Genomic DNA, 18,919 nt, shown 5'->3' with positions numbered 1-18,919 from the left:
ACGCAGGCCTTGAATGCGGGGCGCAGCTTGGCGCGGATATATGAATCATCCGGGCGCACGGGATTCCCGTCCTCGTCCGTGATGATCGCCGCCACGGGCGGCCTGGCCGGCGCGGCTTCCGCTCGCGGTGCCTGCCAGACGGTGGCAATCAGCAGCACGGCTGCAAGAGTGGGGGTTTTGAACATCTGCATCCGCTTCGCTCCCTGAAGTCTGTACCGCAGAATCTACCGCTATTCCCAGCGCATGCAAGCACCGTAACGCCGAGCCTGCCCGACGGTACCACCCGCTGGCGATCAGTCCGGCGTTGCCGCCGCTACCCGCGCCCTGCCTCGTCGCGCCCCCGAGAGCGCATGCCCCGCCATGGCAACCATGATCAGCCCCAGTGCCCCCCTGCAACGCACTCAGGCACTGCCCCGCCACAGGATGGGGCAGGGCACTGAATGGGGTTCCGCTATCATCGATAGATGCAACAATGCCGTCTGCCTGTCCGTACCGCGTACCCATGAAACTTCGACGTACCCTTCTGCTGTCCCTGCTCGTACCCATGGCCTGCTGGGCCGCGCCCTCGCAGACGGTGACCTCACCCGCACCGCTTCCGCCATCGGACGGCCGCGTGACCGTGTTCCTGGCCGGCAGCATCGAGATGGGCAAGGCCGGCGACTGGCAGGCCCAGGTGCAGCAGGCGCTGGCAGATGACGGTGCATTGATGCTCAACCCGCGGCGGGAAGACTGGAATCCGGCGTGGAAGCCCAGCGCCAGTGATGAGAACTTCCGCCAGCAGGTGCAGTGGGAGCTCGCGGCGCTGGAGAAGGCCGACATCGTACTGATGTACTTCACCCCGGGCACACAAAGCCCGATCACGTTGCTGGAATTCGGGCTGTACGCGCGATCCGGCAAGCTGCTGGTTGCCGCGCCGGAAGGGTTCTGGCGCAAGGGCAACCTGGACATCACCGGCGACCGCTATGGCGTGCCGCGCTACGACAACCTCGCCGAGCTGGTCAACGCCGTGCGAGCGCGTATCCACCCGCCCCGCCCGTAGCGTCGAGCTTGCTCGACTGAAGCCGTCCAAGGCCCCAATCAACCGCTTGCCTTGCCAGGCGCCCCAAAAAACAAACGCGCGCACGCCAATCCCGCAACGGCGCCGCAGGCGGCGAACAATGCAGCATCGCTCACTCCGCGCGCACTGCCCGCAGCAAGTGACGGAATCGAAGAGAGCAGTGCCCCCATCGCGCTGCTCACTGCCAAGGCGCGCCAGCCCCACAGCCAGGGCTTCAAGGCCCCCATCAAGGCACCGGTCGCCATCGCAGGAATGGCACCCATCGGGTAGGCAAACAGCAAGAGGAACAGCACGGCCAAGGGGTTAAGCACGGTGCCCGCTTTCAGTGAGACGGCGAGGAAGGCAGCCAGCGTTCCCACCAGCGGACCCAACACTAAGAAAAGGGCCCCGCCCTTGAATTGATCTACGGCGCAGTCCCACGCGGAGATCCGGGCGCTCCCATCCAAACTCGCACTGGCCCAAACGCGGAACATCGCCGCAAGCGCGGGAAAGATCAGGACCAGTACATAGCCTGTCGGCATCTGAAGAGTGGATCTGGGTCAGCCGGATCGGCGACCTTTTATACAGCCGTGCGCTTGCCGGCAGCAATGTTTCGCCGCCCTCGTGATTCAACTCACCGTGCGCCACACACGGTCGTCGCTTCCCAATTCCTCCACCGCCTCTCCCGCACCCACCGGCGGTTTGATCGCCTCGGCCAGACCACCCAAGGTATAAGGCTTGCGCAGCACTACGAAGCCATGGTCGGTCTCCCGCGCCAGTAGTTCGCTGTAACCGCTGGTCAGGACTACGTGCAGCCCGGGATAGGTGGCCTGCACTGTCCTGGCCAGTTCCAGGCCCGTAATGCCCGGCATTACCACGTCCGAAAAGACCACGTCGTAGCGCGCATGATGCCGCTCCAGGTCGGCCAGCGCCTCTGCGCCGTTGCGCGCCAACTGCACGCCGCAGCCCAGTTCCCGCAGCGCTGAAACCGCGAATGCCGCAACATCCACGTTGTCTTCCACCACCAGCACGTTCAGGCCCTTCGCTTCCTGCAGTGCATGCAGGGACGAACCTTCCATTGAAACGGGCTCCTGGTCGGTCAGCGGCAGGTACAAGACGAACGTGCTGCCTTCGCCTACAGTGCTGGTGACATCCACCTCGCCTTCGGACTGTTTCACGAAGCCGAACACCTGGCTGAGTCCCAGGCCAGTGCCTTCACCCACACCCTTGGTCGTGAAGAACGGATCGAACACCTGGCTCAAGACGGCCTCTTCGATGCCGCAGCCGTCATCGCTCACCGAAACCGCCGCAAAGGCACCCTTCAGTGGTGGCGCGAACCGTACCGAAGGCATGGTATCGACACGGCGTACGCAGATGCGCACCGTGCCGTTCTTTCCGATGGCATCGCGTGCGTTCACCGCCAGGTTGATCAGTGCCGTATCCAGCTGGGTCTTGTCCAGCAGCACGTGCAGCGGATCATCGGGCAGGTCCAGCTGCAATGCCACCCGACTGCCGAGCAGAGTGCGGATGATGTCGGCCAGTCCTTCCACCCCCTTGCCCAGGTCGAACACTTCCGGTGACAGGGTCTGCCTGCGCGAGAAGGACAGCAGGTGCGAGACCAGGTTGGTCGCCCGGTCTGCCGCTGCGCCGATGGCCTCGATGTGCCGGCGCTGCTGCTCGTCGCGGGGCTTGCCATAGCGGAGCATGTCCACCGAGCCGGTGATGACCTGCAGAAGATTATTGAAATCATGCGCCACGCCGCCGGTCAGCTGACCAATAGCTTCCAGCTTCTGCGATTGCCGCAGCTGCTCGCGTGCCCTCACCAGCTCGGCATGGGCCTGCCTTGCCTCTTCACTGATGGATTCGACCTGCCGCGAATGCTCGTTGCGCTCGGAAACGAACTCCGTCTGGTCACTGACCACGCACAGAATGCCGCCCACGCTGCCATCTGCCACGCGGATGGGGGAATAGGAGAAGGTCCAGAAGGTTTCGCGACGCGTGCCATCGCGGTCCATGAAGACGCGCAGGTTGCGGAAGCTGCGGTGGGTGCCGGCCATCGCATCGGCGATGGCTCCACCCAGCTCATCCCACACGTCGTGCCAGACGATTCTCACCGGCGTGGCCATTGCGCCGACCAGCTTGTTGCCCATCCAGGGCGAGAACGCGTCGTTGAAGTAGAACAGGTTATCCGGGCCCCAGGAAATCCACAGCGGCTCGGGGCAATCCAGGATCATCGTCAGTACGGTGCGCAGCTCGTCCGGCGCCGCCTCTGCAAGCCCACCATGTGCCCAGTCGCTGTCCTGCAGCAGGCGATAAGCGAGGGAGTCGGGCGAAGACACGGGCAGTTCGCTGCGGGACATGTGAAGACCTGTTGAAGACCTCCTCACAGCGTCGATCATGAATGGTACAGGCAGCGTGACGAGTCGTCGCGCGCAGGGATTGTGATGGTGTAGCCACCGCGCGTTCATGTGCCCGCTACATCCGCAAGACGGCCGTGTGACTTCGCACGACCTACGTTGAAGGCCCGCCTCGACACGTCAATCGCGAATGCTCGCTACCGTGCTGCCATCACCGCTTTCGAATCTGGCCCGGCAGCGACTGCTGCAGGTCAACGCACTGCCATTGCCTGGCCAGGGCCGTACGCTGGAGCGCTGGCGCGAGCTGGCTGCCCTTGGGCATCAAGACCTGTGCTTGGCGAAGGTGCTTGAAGCCCATCATGACGCCGTGGCGATCCTGCACGAACTGGGCGCAGCGCCGTCGGACGGCCAGTTGCTGGCGGTATGGGCCGCAGAGGGACCCGCCTGCACCCTGCGCGCCGATGACAGCGGCCGGCTGCGGGGCGACAAACCGTGGTGTTCGGGCAGCGAGCTGGTGGATACCGCATTGGTGACCGTGCGCGAAGGGACAGGGGTGCAGCTCTATCGTGTGGATGCATCTCAGTGGCATGCACTGGAGGGTGAGCCGTGGCCCGCTCCCGGCATGGCCGGCGTACCGTCCACCACGGTGCGTTTCGACGATGCCCAGGCCGAGGCAGTCGGCCCACTGAATGCCTATCTGGATCGTCCCGGGTTCTGGCATGGCGGCGCGGGCATCGCGGCCGTGTGGTTCGGCGCGGCCACCGCGCTTGCAGAGCGCATGCAACATGCCTGCAGCGAAGGCCTGCGCGCGCGTCTGCTGGGCAAGGCTGACCTCGCTCTGGCACCGGCCGCCGCGCTGCTGCGCGAGTTGGCCACCGCGATCGACCTGGCGCCGCAGCTGACGCACCGCGTGCAGGTCGTGCGTGCGCGCAGCGTGGTGGAACGCGCGGCCACCCAGATCCTGGACCTTGCCGGCCGCGCACTGGGACCAGGGCCAATGTGCATGGAGGACGCGCACGCGCGCCGCTGGGCCGATCTGAGCGTATTCCTGCGGCAAAGCCACGCGGACAAGGATTGGGAATGGCTGGGACAGCAGTGCGCAGCACAGGTGAAGCCATGGGCGCTGTAGCCATCATCAACGGGCGCGGCTCCGAAGCAAGCGCATGGGATCGCTGTGACTGGCTGTGGCAGCAACCCACAGCGACCGCGGCCGAGCTGTGTGCCGGGGCAGGGCGGATTGTAGTGGTTGCACCGCATCCCGATGACGAGGTGTTGGCCTGCGGAGGCTTGATGTGCGCCGCCGCCCGCCTGGGCATGCCGGTGCAGGTGGTGGCGGTGACCGACGGCGAGGCGTGCTACCCCGGTGAGCTCTGGTGGACGCCGCAGCGCCTGCGGCAGGCCCGGCGCGAGGAGCTGCGCGATGCCTTGTCCGAGCTGTCCATTGCTGCAGAGTCCATCGTGCATCTGGGCATCGCCGATGGCGGCGTGACCGATCACGAAAGCGGTTTGGAAGACTGGCTGTGGCAGTGCCTGCGCGAAGACGATCTGCTGCTGGCGCCCTGGCGGTTCGATGGCCATCCCGACCACGAAGCTGCCGGACGCGCCGCGTGGAGGGCCGCGCGTGCCGTCGGCTGCCGCCTGCTTGAGTACCCCGTCTGGGGTTGGCATTGGCTGGACCCGGGCTGCGCGCACATGGCATGGGAGTCGCCGCGCCTGCTCGACATTTCCCCGGTGGCCGCCCACAAGCGGCAGGCCATTACCCGTTTCCGCACACAGACCGGCGATGTGCCCCGGCTGCAGGCCGAGCCCATCCTCCCCGCGCACGTGCTCGACCGTTTCCATCGTACCCAGGAGGTTTATTTCGCATGAGTGCCCAGCCGTACTTCGACGAAGTGCATGCCATTGATGATCCCTTCGGCTACCGCAGCCGCTGGTACGAAGAACGCAAGCGCGGCGTGCTGATGGCCAGCCTGACGCGCCGCAGCTTCCAGCGCGGCTGGGAACTGGGCTGTTCCAACGGGGTGCTGACCGAAGCATTGGCCGGCCGCTGCGAGCGCCTGCTGGCAACCGATATCAGCCCGCGGGCGACGTTCCAGGCGCGCCGCAGTCTGGCCCACCTGCCGCACGTGCAGGTGCATTGCGCGCAGCATCCACAACAGTGGCCGGCCGGCCGCTTCGACCTGATCGTCTGCAGCGAGATGGGCTACTACCTGGGGCCGGACGCGCTGGTGGAGCTGCGCGACGGGGTACACGCGGCATTGAAGGATGACGGACTGCTGGTCGCTTGCCACTGGCTGCCGTCCTTCAACGGCCGTGCCAGCCGTACCGCACTCGTGCACGAGCGGCTGGGGCGCGGGTTGCAGGAAGCCTTCTGCTACCGGGACAGCGATTTCGTGCTGCAGGCCTGGTCCCGCACGCCACTGTCGCTGGCCAGCGAAGAGGGTCTGAGATGATCGGGGTGCTGGTGCCCGCACACAACGAGGCGGGGTGCTTGGACGCGTGCCTGCGCTCGCTGTCCATTGCCGCCTCGCACCCGCAGTTGAGCAACGAGCCGGTTCGGGTGATGGTGGCGCTGGATGCCTGCACGGATGCCAGCGCGGACATCTGCCTGCGCCACGGCGTCGGCATGGTGGAGGTGCAGGCCCGCTGCGTGGGTGCAGCGCGAGCGGCGGCAGCGGACGACTTGATCCGCATGGGCGCCCGGTGGCTGGCCAGCACCGATGCAGACAGCCAGGTGCCGGCCGATTGGCTGGTGGCCCAGTGCGAAGCGGGCAGTGAGGTGTTCTGCGGTGTGGTGGATCTGGGTGATCTGGCGCCCCGGCAAGCCTGGCTCCGCAGCTGCTTCCAGCGCGGAGAGCGCTGGGGCCAGGGGCACGGCCGGGTACACGGCGCCAACATGGGCGTTTCCACGCGGGCTTACCTGGCGGCCGGTGGTTTCGCGGCGCAGCGTTGTTCGGAAGATGTGGACTTGGTGAAACGACTGCAGGCAAGCGGCGCATCCATCTGCTGGGCCGGTGATCCGGTGGTCAGCACCAGTGCCCGCCTGGTCGGGCGCGCCAGCGGCGGATTTGCCGATCATCTGGCGGCCCTTGCAGCGCAGGAGCATGGTGTACCGCCCCAGCTGGCCTTGGCCAGCTGAGGCCTGCAAAGTTCACTGCCCATCCACCGCGAATGCCGCGTGCACCAGGGCCAGATGGCTCAGGCCCTGCGGGGTGTTTCCCAGCCCTTGCTCGGTAAAAGGGTCCCACATCTCGGGCATCAGGCCCACGTCGTTGCGAACCCGCTGCAACAGGGCATGGAACAGCCGATGGGCTTCTTCCTGCTCGCCCAGCAGTCCGTATGCCTCCACCATCCAGAACGCGCAGCTGATGAACGTGCCTTCGCACTCCTGCATGCCGCTGTAGCGCCACAGCAGATCGCCACTGGCATCACTCAGTTCACGGCGCATCGCCTCACGGGTGGCAATGAACCGCTCGCGTCGCGCCTGTGCCAGGCCGAAGCGTGATGCCAGCATCAGGCTTGCATCCAGTCGGTCACTGCCGGGGTGCATTACATAGCTCCGCTTTTCTTCGTGCCAGCAATGCGTGTCGATCCACTCCAGGATTCGGTCGCGCTCCCGCTGCCAGCGGGGCAGGCGGGCGCGGGTAATGTGGCCCTGTTCGGCCAGTTCGCACGCCCGGCGCAGTGCCATCCAGCATTCCACCTTCGACATGGTGTAGTGCTGCAGGTCCTCCAGCTCCCAGAACCCGCAGTCCTTGCGCATCCAGCGGTCGGCGCACTCGTCGGCCAGCTCGAACAACAGCCGGGCAGTGGCTGGGTCCAGAATATGACCGGCGTCGATCATGCGGCTGGCCATTTCCATCACATCGCCGTAGACACAGGTCTGCAACTGGTCGGTTGCGGTGTTGCCCACCCGCACAGGCTGGCTGCCGTGATAGCCGGATATGTCGATGTAGCGCTCCTGTTCAACCGTTTCACCGCGCAAGGTGTAGCAGGGCCGCAGCGGGGGGCGATGCCTGCCGATGGTGCTCATCAACCAGCTGAAACCGGCCTTGGCGTCGGGCAGGGCGCCCACGCGCAGGAAGGCTTTGATGATGTAGGCGGCGTCGCGCACCCAGGCGTATCGATAGTCCCAGTTCTTGTCACCGCCCAGGCGCTCCGGCAGCGAAGCGGTCACGGCTGCGGCAATGGCGCCGGTGGGCGAGAACCACAGGAACTTCAACGCCAGCGCCGAGCAGATCACTTCGCTGCGCTGGCGGCTGTCGCAGTGCAGATCCCCGACCCATTGCTGCCATTCGCGATCAGAGCGGTCGATGCGGGCATCTATATCGTCCAATGGCGGAACGGGCAGCACCTCGTCCTGCGACGCCAGCAACGCGACAACGCCGCGGTAGCCCGCCGTCACGCGCAGCTGCCCCTGCACGGCGCGGTCGTCACACAGCTCGATGCGGGTATCTTCTGGGTAGCGCAGCATCGTCATCACCGGACCCACGTGGTGCACGCACCCATTGGGCGTATCGCTCATCCATGGCGTGCAGGTGCCGGCACGGGTGCCCGGCTGGTAATGCAGGTCAAAGAGCACCACACCTTCCAGTCCTTCCACCCGCCTGGCCAGCTCGGACCACGGCAAGCGCCCGGCCGGACCACTGTTCAGCGATTCGGTAACGCGGGCGTAGCCGGTGGAAGTGCGGATCTGCGTTTCAAGCACGTTGCTGTCGGTCCGATAGCGCCGGTGTACAGACACGATGTCGCGTGCCTGCAGCGCAAAGCGCCCGCCGGCTGCGGCGTTCAGCAGGCGATCGAACAGCGGCGGCGAATCCATGTTTGGCGCGCACCACCAGTCAATGCAGCCGTCGGGTGCGATCAGCGCCGTGGAGCGGCCATCGCCAATGGCTGCGTAGGCATGGATGGGGGCATGCCCCTGCGCGTCACGTGCGGGGCTTACCCCGCTATCTGGCTCGGACCTCACGGAAGCAGCATGCCGCCGGTGGCACCAATCACCTCGCCGGTGATGTAGCTCGATTCTTGGGTGGCCAGGAGCACGTAGGCCGACGCCATCTCTACCGGTTGGCCAGCACGCTTCAGTGGTGTCTGCGCCCCAAATTCTGGAATGGCCTCTGGCGGCTGACCGCCCGCCGGCTGCAACGGGGTCCAGATCGGGCCCGGGGCTACGGCGTTCACCCGGATGCCGCGCTCGGCGACCTGCTGCGCCAACGATTTGGTGAAATTGACAATGGCCGCCTTGGTCGGCGCGTAGTCCAGCAGATTGGGCGAGGGCTGATAGGCCTGGATGGAGGCCGTGTTGACGATGGTCGCACCCGCGGGCAGGTGCGGGAGGGCCGCCTTGCACACCCAGAACAGCGCGTGCACGTTGGTGCGGAACGTGGACTCGAACTGCTCGGTGTCCAGGTCCTCGATCTTCTCCACGGCCAGTTGCTTACCAGCGATATTGGCCAGAACGTCCAGGCCGCCCAGCGCATCCACGGCCTTGGCCACCAGATCGCAGCAGAACGCCTCGTCCTGCAGGTCACCGGGCAGGGCGATGGCCTTGCGTCCTTCGGCCTCGATCAGCGCGACCACCTCGGCGGCGTCCGCCTCTTCCTCGGGCAGGTAGTTCAGCGCTACATCGGCACCCTCGCGGGCGAAGGCAATCGCCACGGCGCGGCCGATGCCCGAGTCTGCGCCGGTCACCAGTGCCCTGCGGCCCTTCATACGGCCCAGGCCTACGTAGCTCTTTTCACCATGGTCGGCCTTTGGGCTCAGTTCATGCACGGTGCCGGGCGGTGTCTGTACCTGCGCCGGGTAGGTCGGCTGCGGGAACTGGGTGAGTGGGTTCTGCATGTCGTACTGATTGCGGGTCATTGCAGTATTCCTTGGGGGAGGAAGTAATGGCGTGTAGAACGGTTAGAGCGTGACGGCGCCACCGGAAATGGTCAGCAGCGCGCCGGAGGTGTAGCTGGCGCTGTCGGCGGCCAGCATCACGTAGGCCGACGCAAGCTCGGCCGGCTGGCCCGGCCGGCCAAATGGCGTCTGGCTGCCGAACTGTTCGACCTCTTCGGCGGCCATGCCGGCGGGAATGAATGGCGTCCAGATCGGGCCTGGCAGCACCGCGTTTACCCGGATGCCTTTCTCTGCAAGCAGGCCGGCCAACCCGATGGTCAGATTCGCGACCGCGCCCTTGGTGGTGGAGTAGGGCAGGATGTTCGGCGTGGGCTTCTTGGAATTCACCGATGCGGTGTTGATGACCGAGCCGCCGTTCTGCAGATGCGGCACGCACAGGCGGGTCAGGTTGAACACCGCGTGCACATTGGTATCGAAGGTTTTGCGCCAGTCGTCCAGGGTGATCTCATCGAACGACTCGTAGTAGCGTTGGTACGCGGCGTTAATCACCAGGATGTCCAGGCCGCCCAGCTCGTGCACCACGTGCTTCACCAGGTCTTCGGCCTGCGCCTCGTCGCTGATGTCGCAGGGAATCAGTACCGACTTCTGGCCGGCTTCCTGTATCAGCTTGCCAATCGCCGCCGCATCGTCCTTTTCGCTCTCCAGGAAGGCGATGGCCACATCAGCGCCTTCGCGGGCGTAGGCAATGGCCACGGCAGCGCCAATACCGCTGTCGCCACCGGTGATCAGCGCCTTCTTGCCTTCCAGCTGTCGATGGCCCTTGTAGCTCTGCTCGCCGTGGTCCGGGCGCGGGGCCATCTTGCTGGTCTTGCCGGGGAAAGTCTGCTGCTGTGCCTTGAACGGTGGCTTCGGATACTGGGGGACAGGCATCGGACGACTCCTTCGGAAGAGGAATCGCTACTGTCTGCCTGCGTGGGTAAACGCGGTGGCCCGGTGGTGTCGCCGTGATGTGCACGGCGCGGCCCTACAGCGGGTAGGCGATGGTGGTCATGATGCTGTTCTCGGCCTGGCGCGAATCCAGGCGCGTGTGCTGCACCACCACCGGCACATCCGAACTGATTACGCAGGAAAAGCCCACGCCACGCGGGACAGGTGCCGGGTCCTGCAGATCGTTGAAGCGCTTGTGGCAGGTGCGTTGCGCCGGCACGGTGAAGTGATAGGGCCCCTGCGGCGGGCGGTCCTCGAAGTACAGCATCAGGCTGATCTGTGCATCGGCACTGCTGGCATTGAGGATGCAGCAGGTTTCGTGGCTCTGCAGTTCGGGTTCGGGGCCATTGCTCCAACCGGGGATGTAGCCTTCGGCAATGGCCCAGCGCATACCGCCCAGCGCAGCGTTGTCGGCATCGGTCATTTCGTGGCTCCTTTGCAATGGGCCCTACAGCGTGCGTGTGCCAGACGGCGCACGCCGTGCAGACCGGGTGCGCGGCGCATCAACGTGAAGCATTCAGCGTGCTGTCTGAGCCTGCATTGGCGCCGGTCTGCCCGGTGCCTATCATGGGTCACTGCATTCATTGATTCCCGCTGCCGCCTTACATGCCTTCAAGCGCACAGGCCGCGCGCCGTTCTGCCCGCGCCGCCGGCTATGTCTTTCCTGAGCACCTGCGGGAGCAGGCCCGCGCCCTTCCTTCACAGCCAGGCGTGTACACCTTCCACGGTCGCGAGGGCGGGTTGCCCCTGTATATCGGCAAGAGTGTGAACCTGCGCACCCGCGTGCTTGATCACCTGCGCACCGAGGAAGAAGCAGCGATGCTGCGGCAATCCGAGCGTATCAGCCATCTTCCGATGGCCGGTGATCTGGGCGCACAGCTGCTGGAAGCCACGATGGTCAAGACCCATCGACCGCTCTATAACCGCCTGCTGCGGCGGGTGCCGCGGCAGTTCAGCCTGCGCCTTTACCGGGGCGAAGTGAGCGTGCTGCATTCAGGTGAAGTCGACCTGACATCGGCGCCGTTGCTGTATGGCGTCTACTCCAGTGAGCGTTCCGCCCGCGAAGCGCTTCGACGCCTGGCTGACGACAACCGCCTGTGCTATTCGCTGTTGGGCCTGGAGCGCCTGCCGGCCGGGCGGCCGTGCTTCCGCTCCATGCTGGGCCAGTGCCTGGGCGCGTGCTGCGGGCGCGAAAGCGTGGCCGAGCACCAGCGCCGGCTGAGCGAAGCACTGGCTCTGTTGGAAGTCGTGCAATGGCCGTATGCCGGCCCGGTCGCCATCGAGGAGCGCGGCCCGGACCTGCGCCAGTTCCATGTGGTGGATGGGTGGTTCTATCACGGCAGTACCAAGACCCTCGCTGCCGCCCGACGCCTGCGTCGCGGACCCGCCCAGTTCGACCGCGACGCCTACCGCATTCTGCGCAAGGGCCTGTGCGGCGGCCAGTGGGCCTTGCACCCGCTGTAGACACAGCCAAGGCAAGCAGGTCACAAGACCTGGACGTTCGCTTGGGTATGCCTGCGTGCAGGACCATGCTGGAGAGAATCGTGACTGACCTGTTGGATCTGGGAATGCCCTGGTTCGAATTCGTGCTGCGTGCCAGCGCGGTCTACACCGTGGTGCTGCTGCTCACCCGGCTAAGCGGCAAGCGCTCCATCGGCCAGTCCGCACCGTTCGACATGCTGGTGATCGTGCTGCTGGGCACCGCGGTGCAGAACTCGCTGATCGGTGATGACACCTCATTGCTTGGTGGGCTCATCCTGGCCGCGACACTGTTGGGGCTGAACTGGCTGGTAGGGTACGCCACGGCACGGAACCGTCGCCTGCACCGCTGGGTGGAAGGCGCGCCAATAGTGCTTGTCCGCAACGGCAAGGTATTCTGGGAACAGCTGCGGCGCTGCAATGTTGCGCCTGAAGACCTGGATGTGGCCATGCGCAAGGCCGGCTGTGACGGCCACCATGACATCGCCCTGGCCATGCTGGAGACCTCTGGCGAAATCAGCATCGATTCGCGGCAGCGCTGAGCCCTTCAGTCGCCGGTTTGTGAATAGGGCGCCTCGACCGCCTTGGACTGCGGCGAATCTTTCTGTCGCAGGAAAATGGTCAGCACCACCAGCGCCAGCACAGCCAGAAACTCGCTCTGCCAGTTCTGCATGGACTCGAACCAGAAGGTGCTGCCGGAGATGTGGTGCAGGAAGCCAGGCGGCGGCAAACCCTGCAGTTGCTGCTCCAACTGCTCCGCCCGCCAGCTTCCTACCGCGTGCAGCGCAAAGCTGAGCAAGAACAGGAACCCGAAGGCGATGGCGAGGGAATGCCCGTACAGTCTCTTCCAGATGCCACCCCGACGCACAGGCCACGGGGCAGGGCCAAGGGCGACGCGCTGGTTCTCCTGCGCAGGATCCAACGGCCGCGATTCAGCAGAGCCGCGCTGGCGCAACGAAACGGTCAGCAGCACATACATGCCCATCTGCAGGAATTCGCTCTCCCAATTCTCGAAGGTGGCGCTGATGAAATGGCCGCTGCCCAGGTACTGCCAGACGTCCAGCGGCGCGCGACCGTGCTGGAGCAGTTCGTGATTGTGCACCTGCAGGCCTGCAGCGACCTGGCCGCACAGGAAAAGCAGCATCAGGCCCAGCAGGACAATGGAAAGTCCATTGCGTTTCCACATGCGCGTGCCTCGCTCCGGCGGATGCCGGCAGAGCCTGCGCGTGTGCGTCGCAAGTACCGGTGAAGACCGCGCAAGATTGAAGTGACCATGGTGGTCCATGCGCCGAATTGTTAAGCCAGCCATGCAGCCGGTAGACGGCGCGCATACCTTTGGGTCACCTGGCTTGCCCGCGCGAGGTGCCACCCTGTGGCTTCCAACCGCACGGAGACGGATCATGCAGGCATTGACCTATCACGGCCGCAAGGATGTACGGGTGGAAACCGTGCCCGACCCGGTACTGGCGGCCGACGACGATCTGATCCTGCGTGTGACCGCCACGGCCATCTGCGGTTCCGATCTGCACCTGTACCGTGGAAAGATCCCCGACCTTCACGCCGGCGATGTGCTGGGCCACGAATTCATGGGCGTGGTGGAGGAAGTGGGTCGTGGCGTGACCCAGGTACAACCCGGCGATCGGGTGGTCATCCCCTTTGTGATTGCCTGCGGCGAGTGTTTCCATTGCCAGCTGGCCGAGTATGCGGCCTGTGAAACGACCAACCCGGGCAAGGGCGCTGCGCTCAACGGCAAAGGCATGCTGCCGCCCGCCGCGCTGTTCGGCTATAGCCATCTGTACGGCGGGGTAGCGGGCGGGCAGGCCGAGTATGTGCTCGTGCCCAAGGCGAACGTCGGCCCGCTGCGCATTCCCGATGGAGTGGCCGATGAGCAGGTACTGTTCCTGTCCGATATCCTGCCGACCGGCTACCAAGCGGCGTTGAACGCCGGCATCAAGCCCGGCTCGACCGTCGCCATCTTCGGTGCCGGCCCTGTGGGCCTGATGAGCGCGGCCTGCTGTCGGTTGCTGGGCGCCGAGACGATCTTCATGGTCGATCATCTGCCTTACCGCCTCGACTTCGCCCAGCGCACGTACGGGGTCACGCCCATCAATTTCAGCGAAGTGGATGATCCGGCGGACTACATCGTCAGCCAGACCAGCGGGCGCGGCGTGGATGCCTGTATCGAAGCGGTGGGGTTCGAGGCTGAAGGCAGCGCCCTGGAAAGCGCGCTGACCGCGGTGAAGCTGGAAGGCAGCAGCGGTGTGGCAATTCGCCAATGCATTGCCGCAGCGCGACGCGGAGGCGTTGTCAGCATTCCCGGCGTGTATGCCGGTTTCATCCATGGTTTTCTGCTGGGCGACGCATTCGACAAAGGCCTGACTTTCAAGATGGGGCAGACGCATGTGCAGGGGCTGATGCCCGAGCTGCTGACGGCCATTCTCGAAGGGAAGCTGGACCCCGGGAACATCATCTCGCACCGCATGACACTGGCCGAGGCCGCCCAGGGCTATGCGATGTTCGACGCCAAGGACGATGATTGCCGGAAGATCGTGCTGACCCCATGACGACGAACGGCATCATGGCGTGCCTGTATGCCCTCTGGCTGCTGGCAGGCACGCTGGATTTTCACCTTCATCGGCGCACGGATATTGGGCACACATCCGGCCTGCGCGAAAGCGCGCTGCATGGGGTGCAATTGGCGCTGATCGGGGCAGGAGTGCTTGCCTGGCTGTCGTTGGCCCCCAGTCGGGGCTTGGCTGCGATCCTCTTTGCACTGGTCGCCCTGCACGCGGTAGTTGGCTATCTCGATACCGCCAGTGCAGACGGCCGCCGGCGCATCAGCCCAGCCGAGCAGCACGTACACAGTATTCTGGATATCGCGCCATGGGTCTTTCTGCTTTGGATCGCCGTACAGGCCGATTCAACGTGGGCGTTGCAGACACAGTTGGCACGGGCCTGGCACTGGTGGGCCATCTTGGTTCCGGCTGCATTGATCGTTGTGATCCCGTGGCTGTATGAACTCCGGCGCTGTCTGGCGGCTGCAGGAGCCCGCGTATGAATGCTTCAGCACCGTTGACCCCGGACGGTCGGTATATCGTCGTGCGCGGCCGTCTATGGCGCGCCAGCAATCCGCATCTGTCCGCGGCCGAGCGCGCGCAGTGGGTGGCGCGGCTTATGAACGGACGGCGCGCGGTGCAGGTGGCCATGCGGGCAGGTGACGGGAAGGCGTTGCAGGCTGCGCGCCGAACAGTGGACGAGGCCAAGCGTGGGCTGGGCGAGCGGGGCCCTGTGTGGTGGGTTGACGGGGAAAAGGACTACAACCGCCATCTGGTAAATAACAGCCCCTACGCGGAATGGTTCAACGGAACACATTAACCTCACGCCATATTACAGTCGGTGTGGGAAACTCGTGTGCAGCAATTTGCTGCGTTCGCTGGTGATTATCGTGCCCCTACGCGCCATCGCCTACGCAAGTGAGGCGGTGCCAGGGCTGTCCATCGACGATGTGGATGACCTCACTCGCGCCGCCGCCCGCTTCAACCTGGAAGCAGGTGTGACGGGTGTCCTGTTGCATGACGGCTCCCGCTTTCTGCAGTATATCGAAGGGCCGGATGACAGCATCAATGTGGTCTACGACTGCATTCTTTCAGCCCGCAGCCATCATGAGCTGGTGGAGCTGGGCAGGGCCCGCATTTCCGCCAGGTTCTTTCCCTACTGGTCCATGCGCTGGCTTCCTGCCCAGCCGACCGAGATCCGCATCATCTCCACAGGCGATTGGTCTGGCCTGAACCGCAGCGGCGGTGTCCATCGGCTGAGCCTTTTGGTATCAAAGCACCTGGCCTCGCCACCGGCGGCGTAGTGCTGCGGGCCGACAGCTCTCATCCGTGCGTGTCGCCGGTGGGATCTGCTGGCGGGCGCTCGTAATCCTGCGGGTGGGCGGTCTCTTCCTGTTCGGGCATGTCCTTCCCCTTTTTCCAGCTGCGGTCGGTACGCACCTTGTCCGGCGTATGCGCCTTGTCCTCATCGCTGGCATCGCCGGTGGGGTTGAAAGGCAACTCGCTCATGGTCTTCTCCCGAAAATGATCATCCGTTGGGTTGGGTTCCCAGCCGACCCTTCTGGATCGTGGCATTCACCGCATCCTGCAACTGGGGAATATGGAACGGCTTGGCCACAAAGCGCGCCCGCTGGTGGCGGGCCGGCACTACCTGCTCGTAAACGGCGGAAGCGAACAAGTACGGCACGCCCAGGTCAGCCAAGCGATCGGCCACCGGGAACACCACGCCGTCACGAAGCTCGATATCGAGGATCGCGGCGTCGAATTGCCCGTCCTTCAGAAGGCTTATTGCTTCAAACACACTGTAGGCGTGGGTGACTTCATTGCCTTGGTCGACCAGTGCCTGTTCAACGAGTTCGGCCAGGTCAAATTCATCTTCCACCAACAGCAGGTTGCACCCGCTGTTCGTACCGCGTTCCAGGTCTTGCATGTGGCTCACGTGCTCGTGTTGTGTGTTAAGTCCACTGTGTACCTCGGACCATCAAAATAATGACGTTTAGCCGTGTGCGGGGCGCGAAGAGCGCGCGTGCACCTCGCCACTGCATTTCATTGACGCATCGTTGGCGCGTGCCGTGGATACTTCCGCCGTCGCCATTGCGGGAGACATGACCCATGAATCAACGGGAAAGCGCCAACCAGCCCAAGGTGCTGCGGCTGGAAACCATGCCGCTGGACTGCGGTGAACGGGTTGTCGTGGTGGAACTGGACTGCACGCCGGGCAAGGCCTGGGCGAAAGCGCTGAAGCGGGTGTTGGTATCCACCGATGGACTGGAGTCGGTGCGCCCGCGCTGCGATGGCCGGTTCGTCTACATCATCGGGGTCGACCCAACGCTGCGCGGGTATGCACATCGCATCCACCACGCCTTGGCCGCGGCCAATGAACGATGCCCGGCACCGGACAACTCCGGCGTTGCCTTGCCCACGCCATCCCGCGCGCCCGCGTGGTCTGCGGCCAGCCCCTCACCTGGGTCATAGCATGAACGAGGGTGACGTCGCGGGCGCGGCGGGCGCCATGCGCGTCGGGTGCGCGGGCTGGTCGTTGCCATCTGCGCAAGCGGCCGGGTCTGGACCCGGCGGCAGCGCACTCCAGCGCTATTCCACCCGGTTTTCAATGGTGGAAGTGAACTCATCCTTCTACCGGCAACACAAGCCAGAGACCTATGCGCGCTGGGCGCAAAGCGTGCCGGCTGACTTCCGCTTCTGCGTAAAGATGCCCCGGGCCATCAGCCATGAGCATGCGCTGGTGGGCACGGCACCGTTGCTGGATGCGTTCCTGTGCGGCGTTGAATGTCTGGGCGACCGGCTTGGGGCGCTGCTTCTACAGCTTCCGCCCAGCGCGGCCTACGATGGGCGCGTGGCTTCGGCGTTCTTCCGCGCCCTGCGCCGTCGCAGCAACGTCGCCATCGCCTGCGAACCTCGCCATGCAAGCTGGTTTACTGCCAAGGCCGATGCAATGCTGGCCGGGCACGGTGTTGCCCGCGTGGCCGCTGACCCGGCGCGGTACCCGCTCGCTGACGAGCCCGGCGGCGCACGAGACTGGAGCTATTGGCGCTGGCATGGCCGCCCGCGCATGTACTACAGCGCCTATGAAGAGGCAGATCTGGAGACTCTGGCAGCCCGCTGCAGGGAATCGGCGATGGCCGGGCCGGCATGGGTCATCCTGGACAACACCGCCCACGGCCATGCGGTTGGCAACGCGCTGCGATTGCAATCGCTTCTGCAGCAAACGGAACGGGTAAACCGGCGTCCAGACTGAATTCACAACGCAATGGCGGGGCGAAGACTGCGCGTTGACGTGCGATCCGTACATTCCTCTGTCAGGCTAAATCCACTTCACGCACCATGGTAAACCGCGCTATCGCCTATGCCAGCGAGGCACTGCCGGACCTCGATCCTGACCGCCTCACCCACCTGATGGAAGACGCAGCCCGATTCAACCGCGACGCGGGCATCACCGGTGTGCTGCTGTTCGATGGGCAGCGCTTCCTGCAGTACATCGAGGGTCCCGAAGACGCCCTGAAAATCGCCTACGGCCGAATACTGGCGTCCAGCAGCCACCGCGAAATCATCGAGCTCGCACGCGGCCCCGTGGGCCGGCGCATGTTCCCCTGCTGGTCGATGCGATTGCTGCCCACGGGCGATCGCGAACTGAGCCAGGCCGCCCATGCCGACTGGCGCGGCTTCGTGAAGCGGGCAGGGCGGGAGGGAAGCCCATGGGCGGCCATGGACTATCTGGCCGCCGTGGCCGAGCCCCACCTGGCCTGATCACTGGGGCGCTATTCGCCTTCAGTGTCGTCCAGCAGCGCGATCACCTCCCGGTTGTCCAATACCTTTGCCGCATCAGAGCGCTGCAGCAGCTGCAGCGCAGGTTGCCGCCGGTCGGGCAGGGCGGCCGTGGCCTCCCACGCAATGACGGTTTCGTACTCGCGGGAATTGGCATCCAACGCTGTGGCGAGCACGCAGGAATCCAGCGCCATTCCGGCGAGTACCACGCGGCGAACCTGCAGCTTGGCCAGCAACACCGGCAGCGGCGTCGCCAGAAACGCGGAATGCTTGGGCTTCAGAATGAAGTAATGGGACGGCTCCGGGGAAAGGGTCGAGGCAATCTGCGCGGCCGCGCCGCCTTGCTTGCGGCAGGCCGCCACAAGGCCGGGAAAATCACGCTTCCAATCACCGAAATTATCGTTCGCATGGATCACCGGCAAGCCGCGCTGGTCAAATGCAGCGCGCAGGGCAGACGCCTTCGCGGCAGCCTGTACGGCCAGCGGCGCCATCCGCCGCCCTTGCGGGAAGTCGAACAGGCTGAACAGGTCGATGATGATCAGCGCGCTGCGTGAGCTCATGGCGCCACCTCATTGCGGGGTAGGTTTCCACGTCGTTGCCGCCGGCGCCGCGCCATGACCTGGCCAACAAGCGCCGTGATCAACAGCAGCGCGTTGGTTACCACGAAAACGGTAGCGCCCAGCAGGGCACTGTAAATCGTGAAGAGCATCGAAGCGGTAATCTGGCCGAGGAACAGCCACTTCGAGACCGTTTCCGGGTGGGGTGATTGCCACTGCTTCACCATCTGGCGGATCAGCGTAGCCATCAGCACCGCGGTCGCCGCCCAGCCCAGTACATCCGGATACATGCAGATCTCCCTGGGGCGTAAGTCAGGCGCCGCC

At 64.9% G+C, this 18,919-nt stretch carries 25 protein-coding genes and 1 pseudogene; 14 read left to right on the top strand and 12 right to left on the bottom strand.

Annotated elements, in window-relative coordinates:
* A pseudogene (locus tag RTY46_RS15445) lies at window positions 1–191 on the bottom strand (hypothetical protein); the annotation flags it as partial.
* A 311-nt stretch (window positions 192–502) separates the two neighbouring features.
* Here RTY46_RS15445 and RTY46_RS15440 point away from each other — a divergent pair.
* Window positions 503–1,039: a nucleoside 2-deoxyribosyltransferase domain-containing protein gene (locus RTY46_RS15440; RefSeq protein WP_312709464.1), complete on the top strand. Its 537-nt coding sequence runs from the start codon at window positions 503–505 to the stop codon at window positions 1,037–1,039.
* A 38-nt stretch (window positions 1,040–1,077) separates the two neighbouring features.
* Here the strand turns inward: RTY46_RS15440 and RTY46_RS15435 are convergent, their stop codons facing one another.
* Both RTY46_RS15435 and RTY46_RS15430 read right to left on the bottom strand, forming a co-directional pair.
* A complete protein-coding gene (locus RTY46_RS15435; protein WP_312709463.1) occupies window positions 1,078–1,578 on the bottom strand; it encodes a hypothetical protein in 501 nt (166 codons plus the stop codon).
* An 87-nt stretch (window positions 1,579–1,665) separates the two neighbouring features.
* Window positions 1,666–3,396: an ATP-binding protein gene (locus RTY46_RS15430; RefSeq protein ID WP_312709460.1), complete on the bottom strand. Its 1,731-nt coding sequence runs from the start codon at window positions 3,394–3,396 to the stop codon at window positions 1,666–1,668.
* A 340-nt stretch (window positions 3,397–3,736) separates the two neighbouring features.
* Here RTY46_RS15430 and RTY46_RS15425 point away from each other — a divergent pair, with 340 nt between their 5' ends.
* The 4 genes from RTY46_RS15425 to RTY46_RS15410 are packed head-to-tail and all read left to right on the top strand — an operon-like array spanning window position 3,737 to window position 6,532.
* Window positions 3,737–4,522, top strand: a complete 786-nt coding sequence (locus tag RTY46_RS15425; RefSeq protein WP_312709471.1) for an acyl-CoA dehydrogenase — start codon at window positions 3,737–3,739, stop codon at window positions 4,520–4,522.
* On the top strand, window positions 4,510–5,262 hold the full coding sequence (locus RTY46_RS15420) for a PIG-L family deacetylase (protein WP_312709457.1): 753 nt from the start codon (window positions 4,510–4,512) through the stop codon (window positions 5,260–5,262). The genes RTY46_RS15425 and RTY46_RS15420 overlap by 13 nt, the downstream gene beginning before the upstream one ends.
* Window positions 5,259–5,846, top strand: a complete 588-nt coding sequence (locus tag RTY46_RS15415; protein ID WP_312709456.1) for an SAM-dependent methyltransferase — start codon at window positions 5,259–5,261, stop codon at window positions 5,844–5,846. The genes RTY46_RS15420 and RTY46_RS15415 overlap by 4 nt, the downstream gene beginning before the upstream one ends.
* A complete protein-coding gene (locus RTY46_RS15410) occupies window positions 5,843–6,532 on the top strand; it encodes a glycosyltransferase family 2 protein (protein ID WP_312709454.1) in 690 nt (229 codons plus the stop codon). Before RTY46_RS15415 ends, RTY46_RS15410 begins: the two co-directional genes overlap by 4 nt.
* Window positions 6,533–6,544: 12 nt before the next feature.
* Here RTY46_RS15410 and RTY46_RS15405 read toward each other — a convergent pair whose 3' ends face one another.
* The 4 genes from RTY46_RS15405 to RTY46_RS15390 form a co-directional block, all read right to left on the bottom strand.
* The gene (locus RTY46_RS15405; RefSeq protein ID WP_312709453.1) at window positions 6,545–8,362 is read right to left on the bottom strand and encodes a glycoside hydrolase family 15 protein; all 1,818 of its coding nucleotides are present in this window, start codon (window positions 8,360–8,362) and stop codon (window positions 6,545–6,547) included.
* A complete protein-coding gene (locus tag RTY46_RS15400; RefSeq protein WP_312709452.1) occupies window positions 8,359–9,255 on the bottom strand; it encodes an SDR family oxidoreductase in 897 nt (298 codons plus the stop codon). Before RTY46_RS15400 ends, RTY46_RS15405 begins: the two co-directional genes overlap by 4 nt.
* Window positions 9,256–9,297: 42 nt before the next feature.
* Window positions 9,298–10,164 carry an SDR family oxidoreductase gene (locus tag RTY46_RS15395; RefSeq protein WP_312709451.1) on the bottom strand — a complete coding sequence of 289 codons (867 nt, stop codon included), beginning with the start codon at window positions 10,162–10,164 and terminating at the stop codon, window positions 9,298–9,300.
* Window positions 10,165–10,258: 94 nt separating this feature from the next.
* Complete coding sequence (locus RTY46_RS15390; protein ID WP_312709450.1) at window positions 10,259–10,645, bottom strand: sensory rhodopsin transducer; 387 nt, start codon at window positions 10,643–10,645, stop codon at window positions 10,259–10,261.
* A 182-nt stretch (window positions 10,646–10,827) separates the two neighbouring features.
* Here RTY46_RS15390 and cho point away from each other — a divergent pair, with 182 nt between their 5' ends.
* Both cho and RTY46_RS15380 read left to right on the top strand, forming a co-directional pair.
* Window positions 10,828–11,685 (top strand): excinuclease Cho, encoded by an 858-nt coding sequence (cho, locus tag RTY46_RS15385; protein ID WP_312709448.1) that lies wholly within the window; start codon window positions 10,828–10,830, stop codon window positions 11,683–11,685.
* Window positions 11,686–11,765: 80 nt separating this feature from the next.
* Complete coding sequence (locus tag RTY46_RS15380; protein ID WP_312709447.1) at window positions 11,766–12,242, top strand: YetF domain-containing protein; 477 nt, start codon at window positions 11,766–11,768, stop codon at window positions 12,240–12,242.
* Between the two features lie 5 nt (window positions 12,243–12,247).
* On the opposite strand, the gene RTY46_RS15375 is transcribed toward RTY46_RS15380, so the two are convergent.
* Window positions 12,248–12,886 carry a DUF6766 family protein gene (locus RTY46_RS15375; RefSeq protein WP_312709445.1) on the bottom strand — a complete coding sequence of 213 codons (639 nt, stop codon included), beginning with the start codon at window positions 12,884–12,886 and terminating at the stop codon, window positions 12,248–12,250.
* Between the two features lie 214 nt (window positions 12,887–13,100).
* Here RTY46_RS15375 and RTY46_RS15370 point away from each other — a divergent pair, with 214 nt between their 5' ends.
* From RTY46_RS15370 to RTY46_RS15355, 4 genes are read left to right on the top strand one after another with little or no spacing between them, the layout of a single operon-like run.
* A complete protein-coding gene (locus tag RTY46_RS15370; protein ID WP_312709470.1) occupies window positions 13,101–14,264 on the top strand; it encodes a zinc-dependent alcohol dehydrogenase in 1,164 nt (387 codons plus the stop codon).
* On the top strand, window positions 14,261–14,758 hold the full coding sequence (locus RTY46_RS15365; RefSeq protein ID WP_312709443.1) for a hypothetical protein: 498 nt from the start codon (window positions 14,261–14,263) through the stop codon (window positions 14,756–14,758). Before RTY46_RS15370 ends, RTY46_RS15365 begins: the two co-directional genes overlap by 4 nt.
* Complete coding sequence (locus RTY46_RS15360) at window positions 14,755–15,075, top strand: hypothetical protein (RefSeq protein WP_312709441.1); 321 nt, start codon at window positions 14,755–14,757, stop codon at window positions 15,073–15,075. Before RTY46_RS15365 ends, RTY46_RS15360 begins: the two co-directional genes overlap by 4 nt.
* Window positions 15,076–15,121: 46 nt before the next feature.
* Window positions 15,122–15,559: a BLUF domain-containing protein gene (locus RTY46_RS15355; protein ID WP_312709440.1), complete on the top strand. Its 438-nt coding sequence runs from the start codon at window positions 15,122–15,124 to the stop codon at window positions 15,557–15,559.
* Between the two features lie 19 nt (window positions 15,560–15,578).
* Here RTY46_RS15355 and RTY46_RS15350 read toward each other — a convergent pair whose 3' ends face one another.
* On the bottom strand, window positions 15,579–15,764 hold the full coding sequence (locus RTY46_RS15350; RefSeq protein ID WP_312709439.1) for a hypothetical protein: 186 nt from the start codon (window positions 15,762–15,764) through the stop codon (window positions 15,579–15,581).
* A 19-nt stretch (window positions 15,765–15,783) separates the two neighbouring features.
* On the bottom strand, window positions 15,784–16,185 hold the full coding sequence (locus tag RTY46_RS15345; RefSeq protein ID WP_312709437.1) for a response regulator: 402 nt from the start codon (window positions 16,183–16,185) through the stop codon (window positions 15,784–15,786).
* Window positions 16,186–16,367: 182 nt separating this feature from the next.
* Here RTY46_RS15345 and RTY46_RS15340 point away from each other — a divergent pair, with 182 nt between their 5' ends.
* The 3 genes from RTY46_RS15340 to RTY46_RS15330 all read left to right on the top strand — a co-directional run bounded on the left by RTY46_RS15340 (window position 16,368) and on the right by RTY46_RS15330 (window position 18,020).
* Window positions 16,368–16,730, top strand: a complete 363-nt coding sequence (locus RTY46_RS15340; RefSeq protein ID WP_312709436.1) for a hypothetical protein — start codon at window positions 16,368–16,370, stop codon at window positions 16,728–16,730.
* A gap of 1 nt (window position 16,731) precedes the next feature.
* Window positions 16,732–17,511 carry a DUF72 domain-containing protein gene (locus RTY46_RS15335; RefSeq protein ID WP_312709433.1) on the top strand — a complete coding sequence of 260 codons (780 nt, stop codon included), beginning with the start codon at window positions 16,732–16,734 and terminating at the stop codon, window positions 17,509–17,511.
* 86 nt (window positions 17,512–17,597) lie between these two features.
* A complete protein-coding gene (locus RTY46_RS15330; RefSeq protein WP_312709432.1) occupies window positions 17,598–18,020 on the top strand; it encodes a BLUF domain-containing protein in 423 nt (140 codons plus the stop codon).
* Between the two features lie 11 nt (window positions 18,021–18,031).
* On the opposite strand, the gene RTY46_RS15325 is transcribed toward RTY46_RS15330, so the two are convergent.
* Together RTY46_RS15325 and RTY46_RS15320 are read right to left on the bottom strand one after the other, a co-directional pair.
* A complete protein-coding gene (locus RTY46_RS15325) occupies window positions 18,032–18,598 on the bottom strand; it encodes an isochorismatase family cysteine hydrolase (protein ID WP_312709431.1) in 567 nt (188 codons plus the stop codon).
* Complete coding sequence (locus tag RTY46_RS15320; RefSeq protein WP_312709429.1) at window positions 18,595–18,885, bottom strand: hypothetical protein; 291 nt, start codon at window positions 18,883–18,885, stop codon at window positions 18,595–18,597. Before RTY46_RS15320 ends, RTY46_RS15325 begins: the two co-directional genes overlap by 4 nt.
* Between the last annotated feature and the right edge of the window lie 34 nt (window positions 18,886–18,919).

The organism is Stenotrophomonas sp. (assembly GCF_032056425.1).
GTDB lineage: Bacteria > Pseudomonadota > Gammaproteobacteria > Xanthomonadales > Xanthomonadaceae > Stenotrophomonas.
This window is presented reverse-complemented; position numbering and strand designations above follow the sequence as displayed.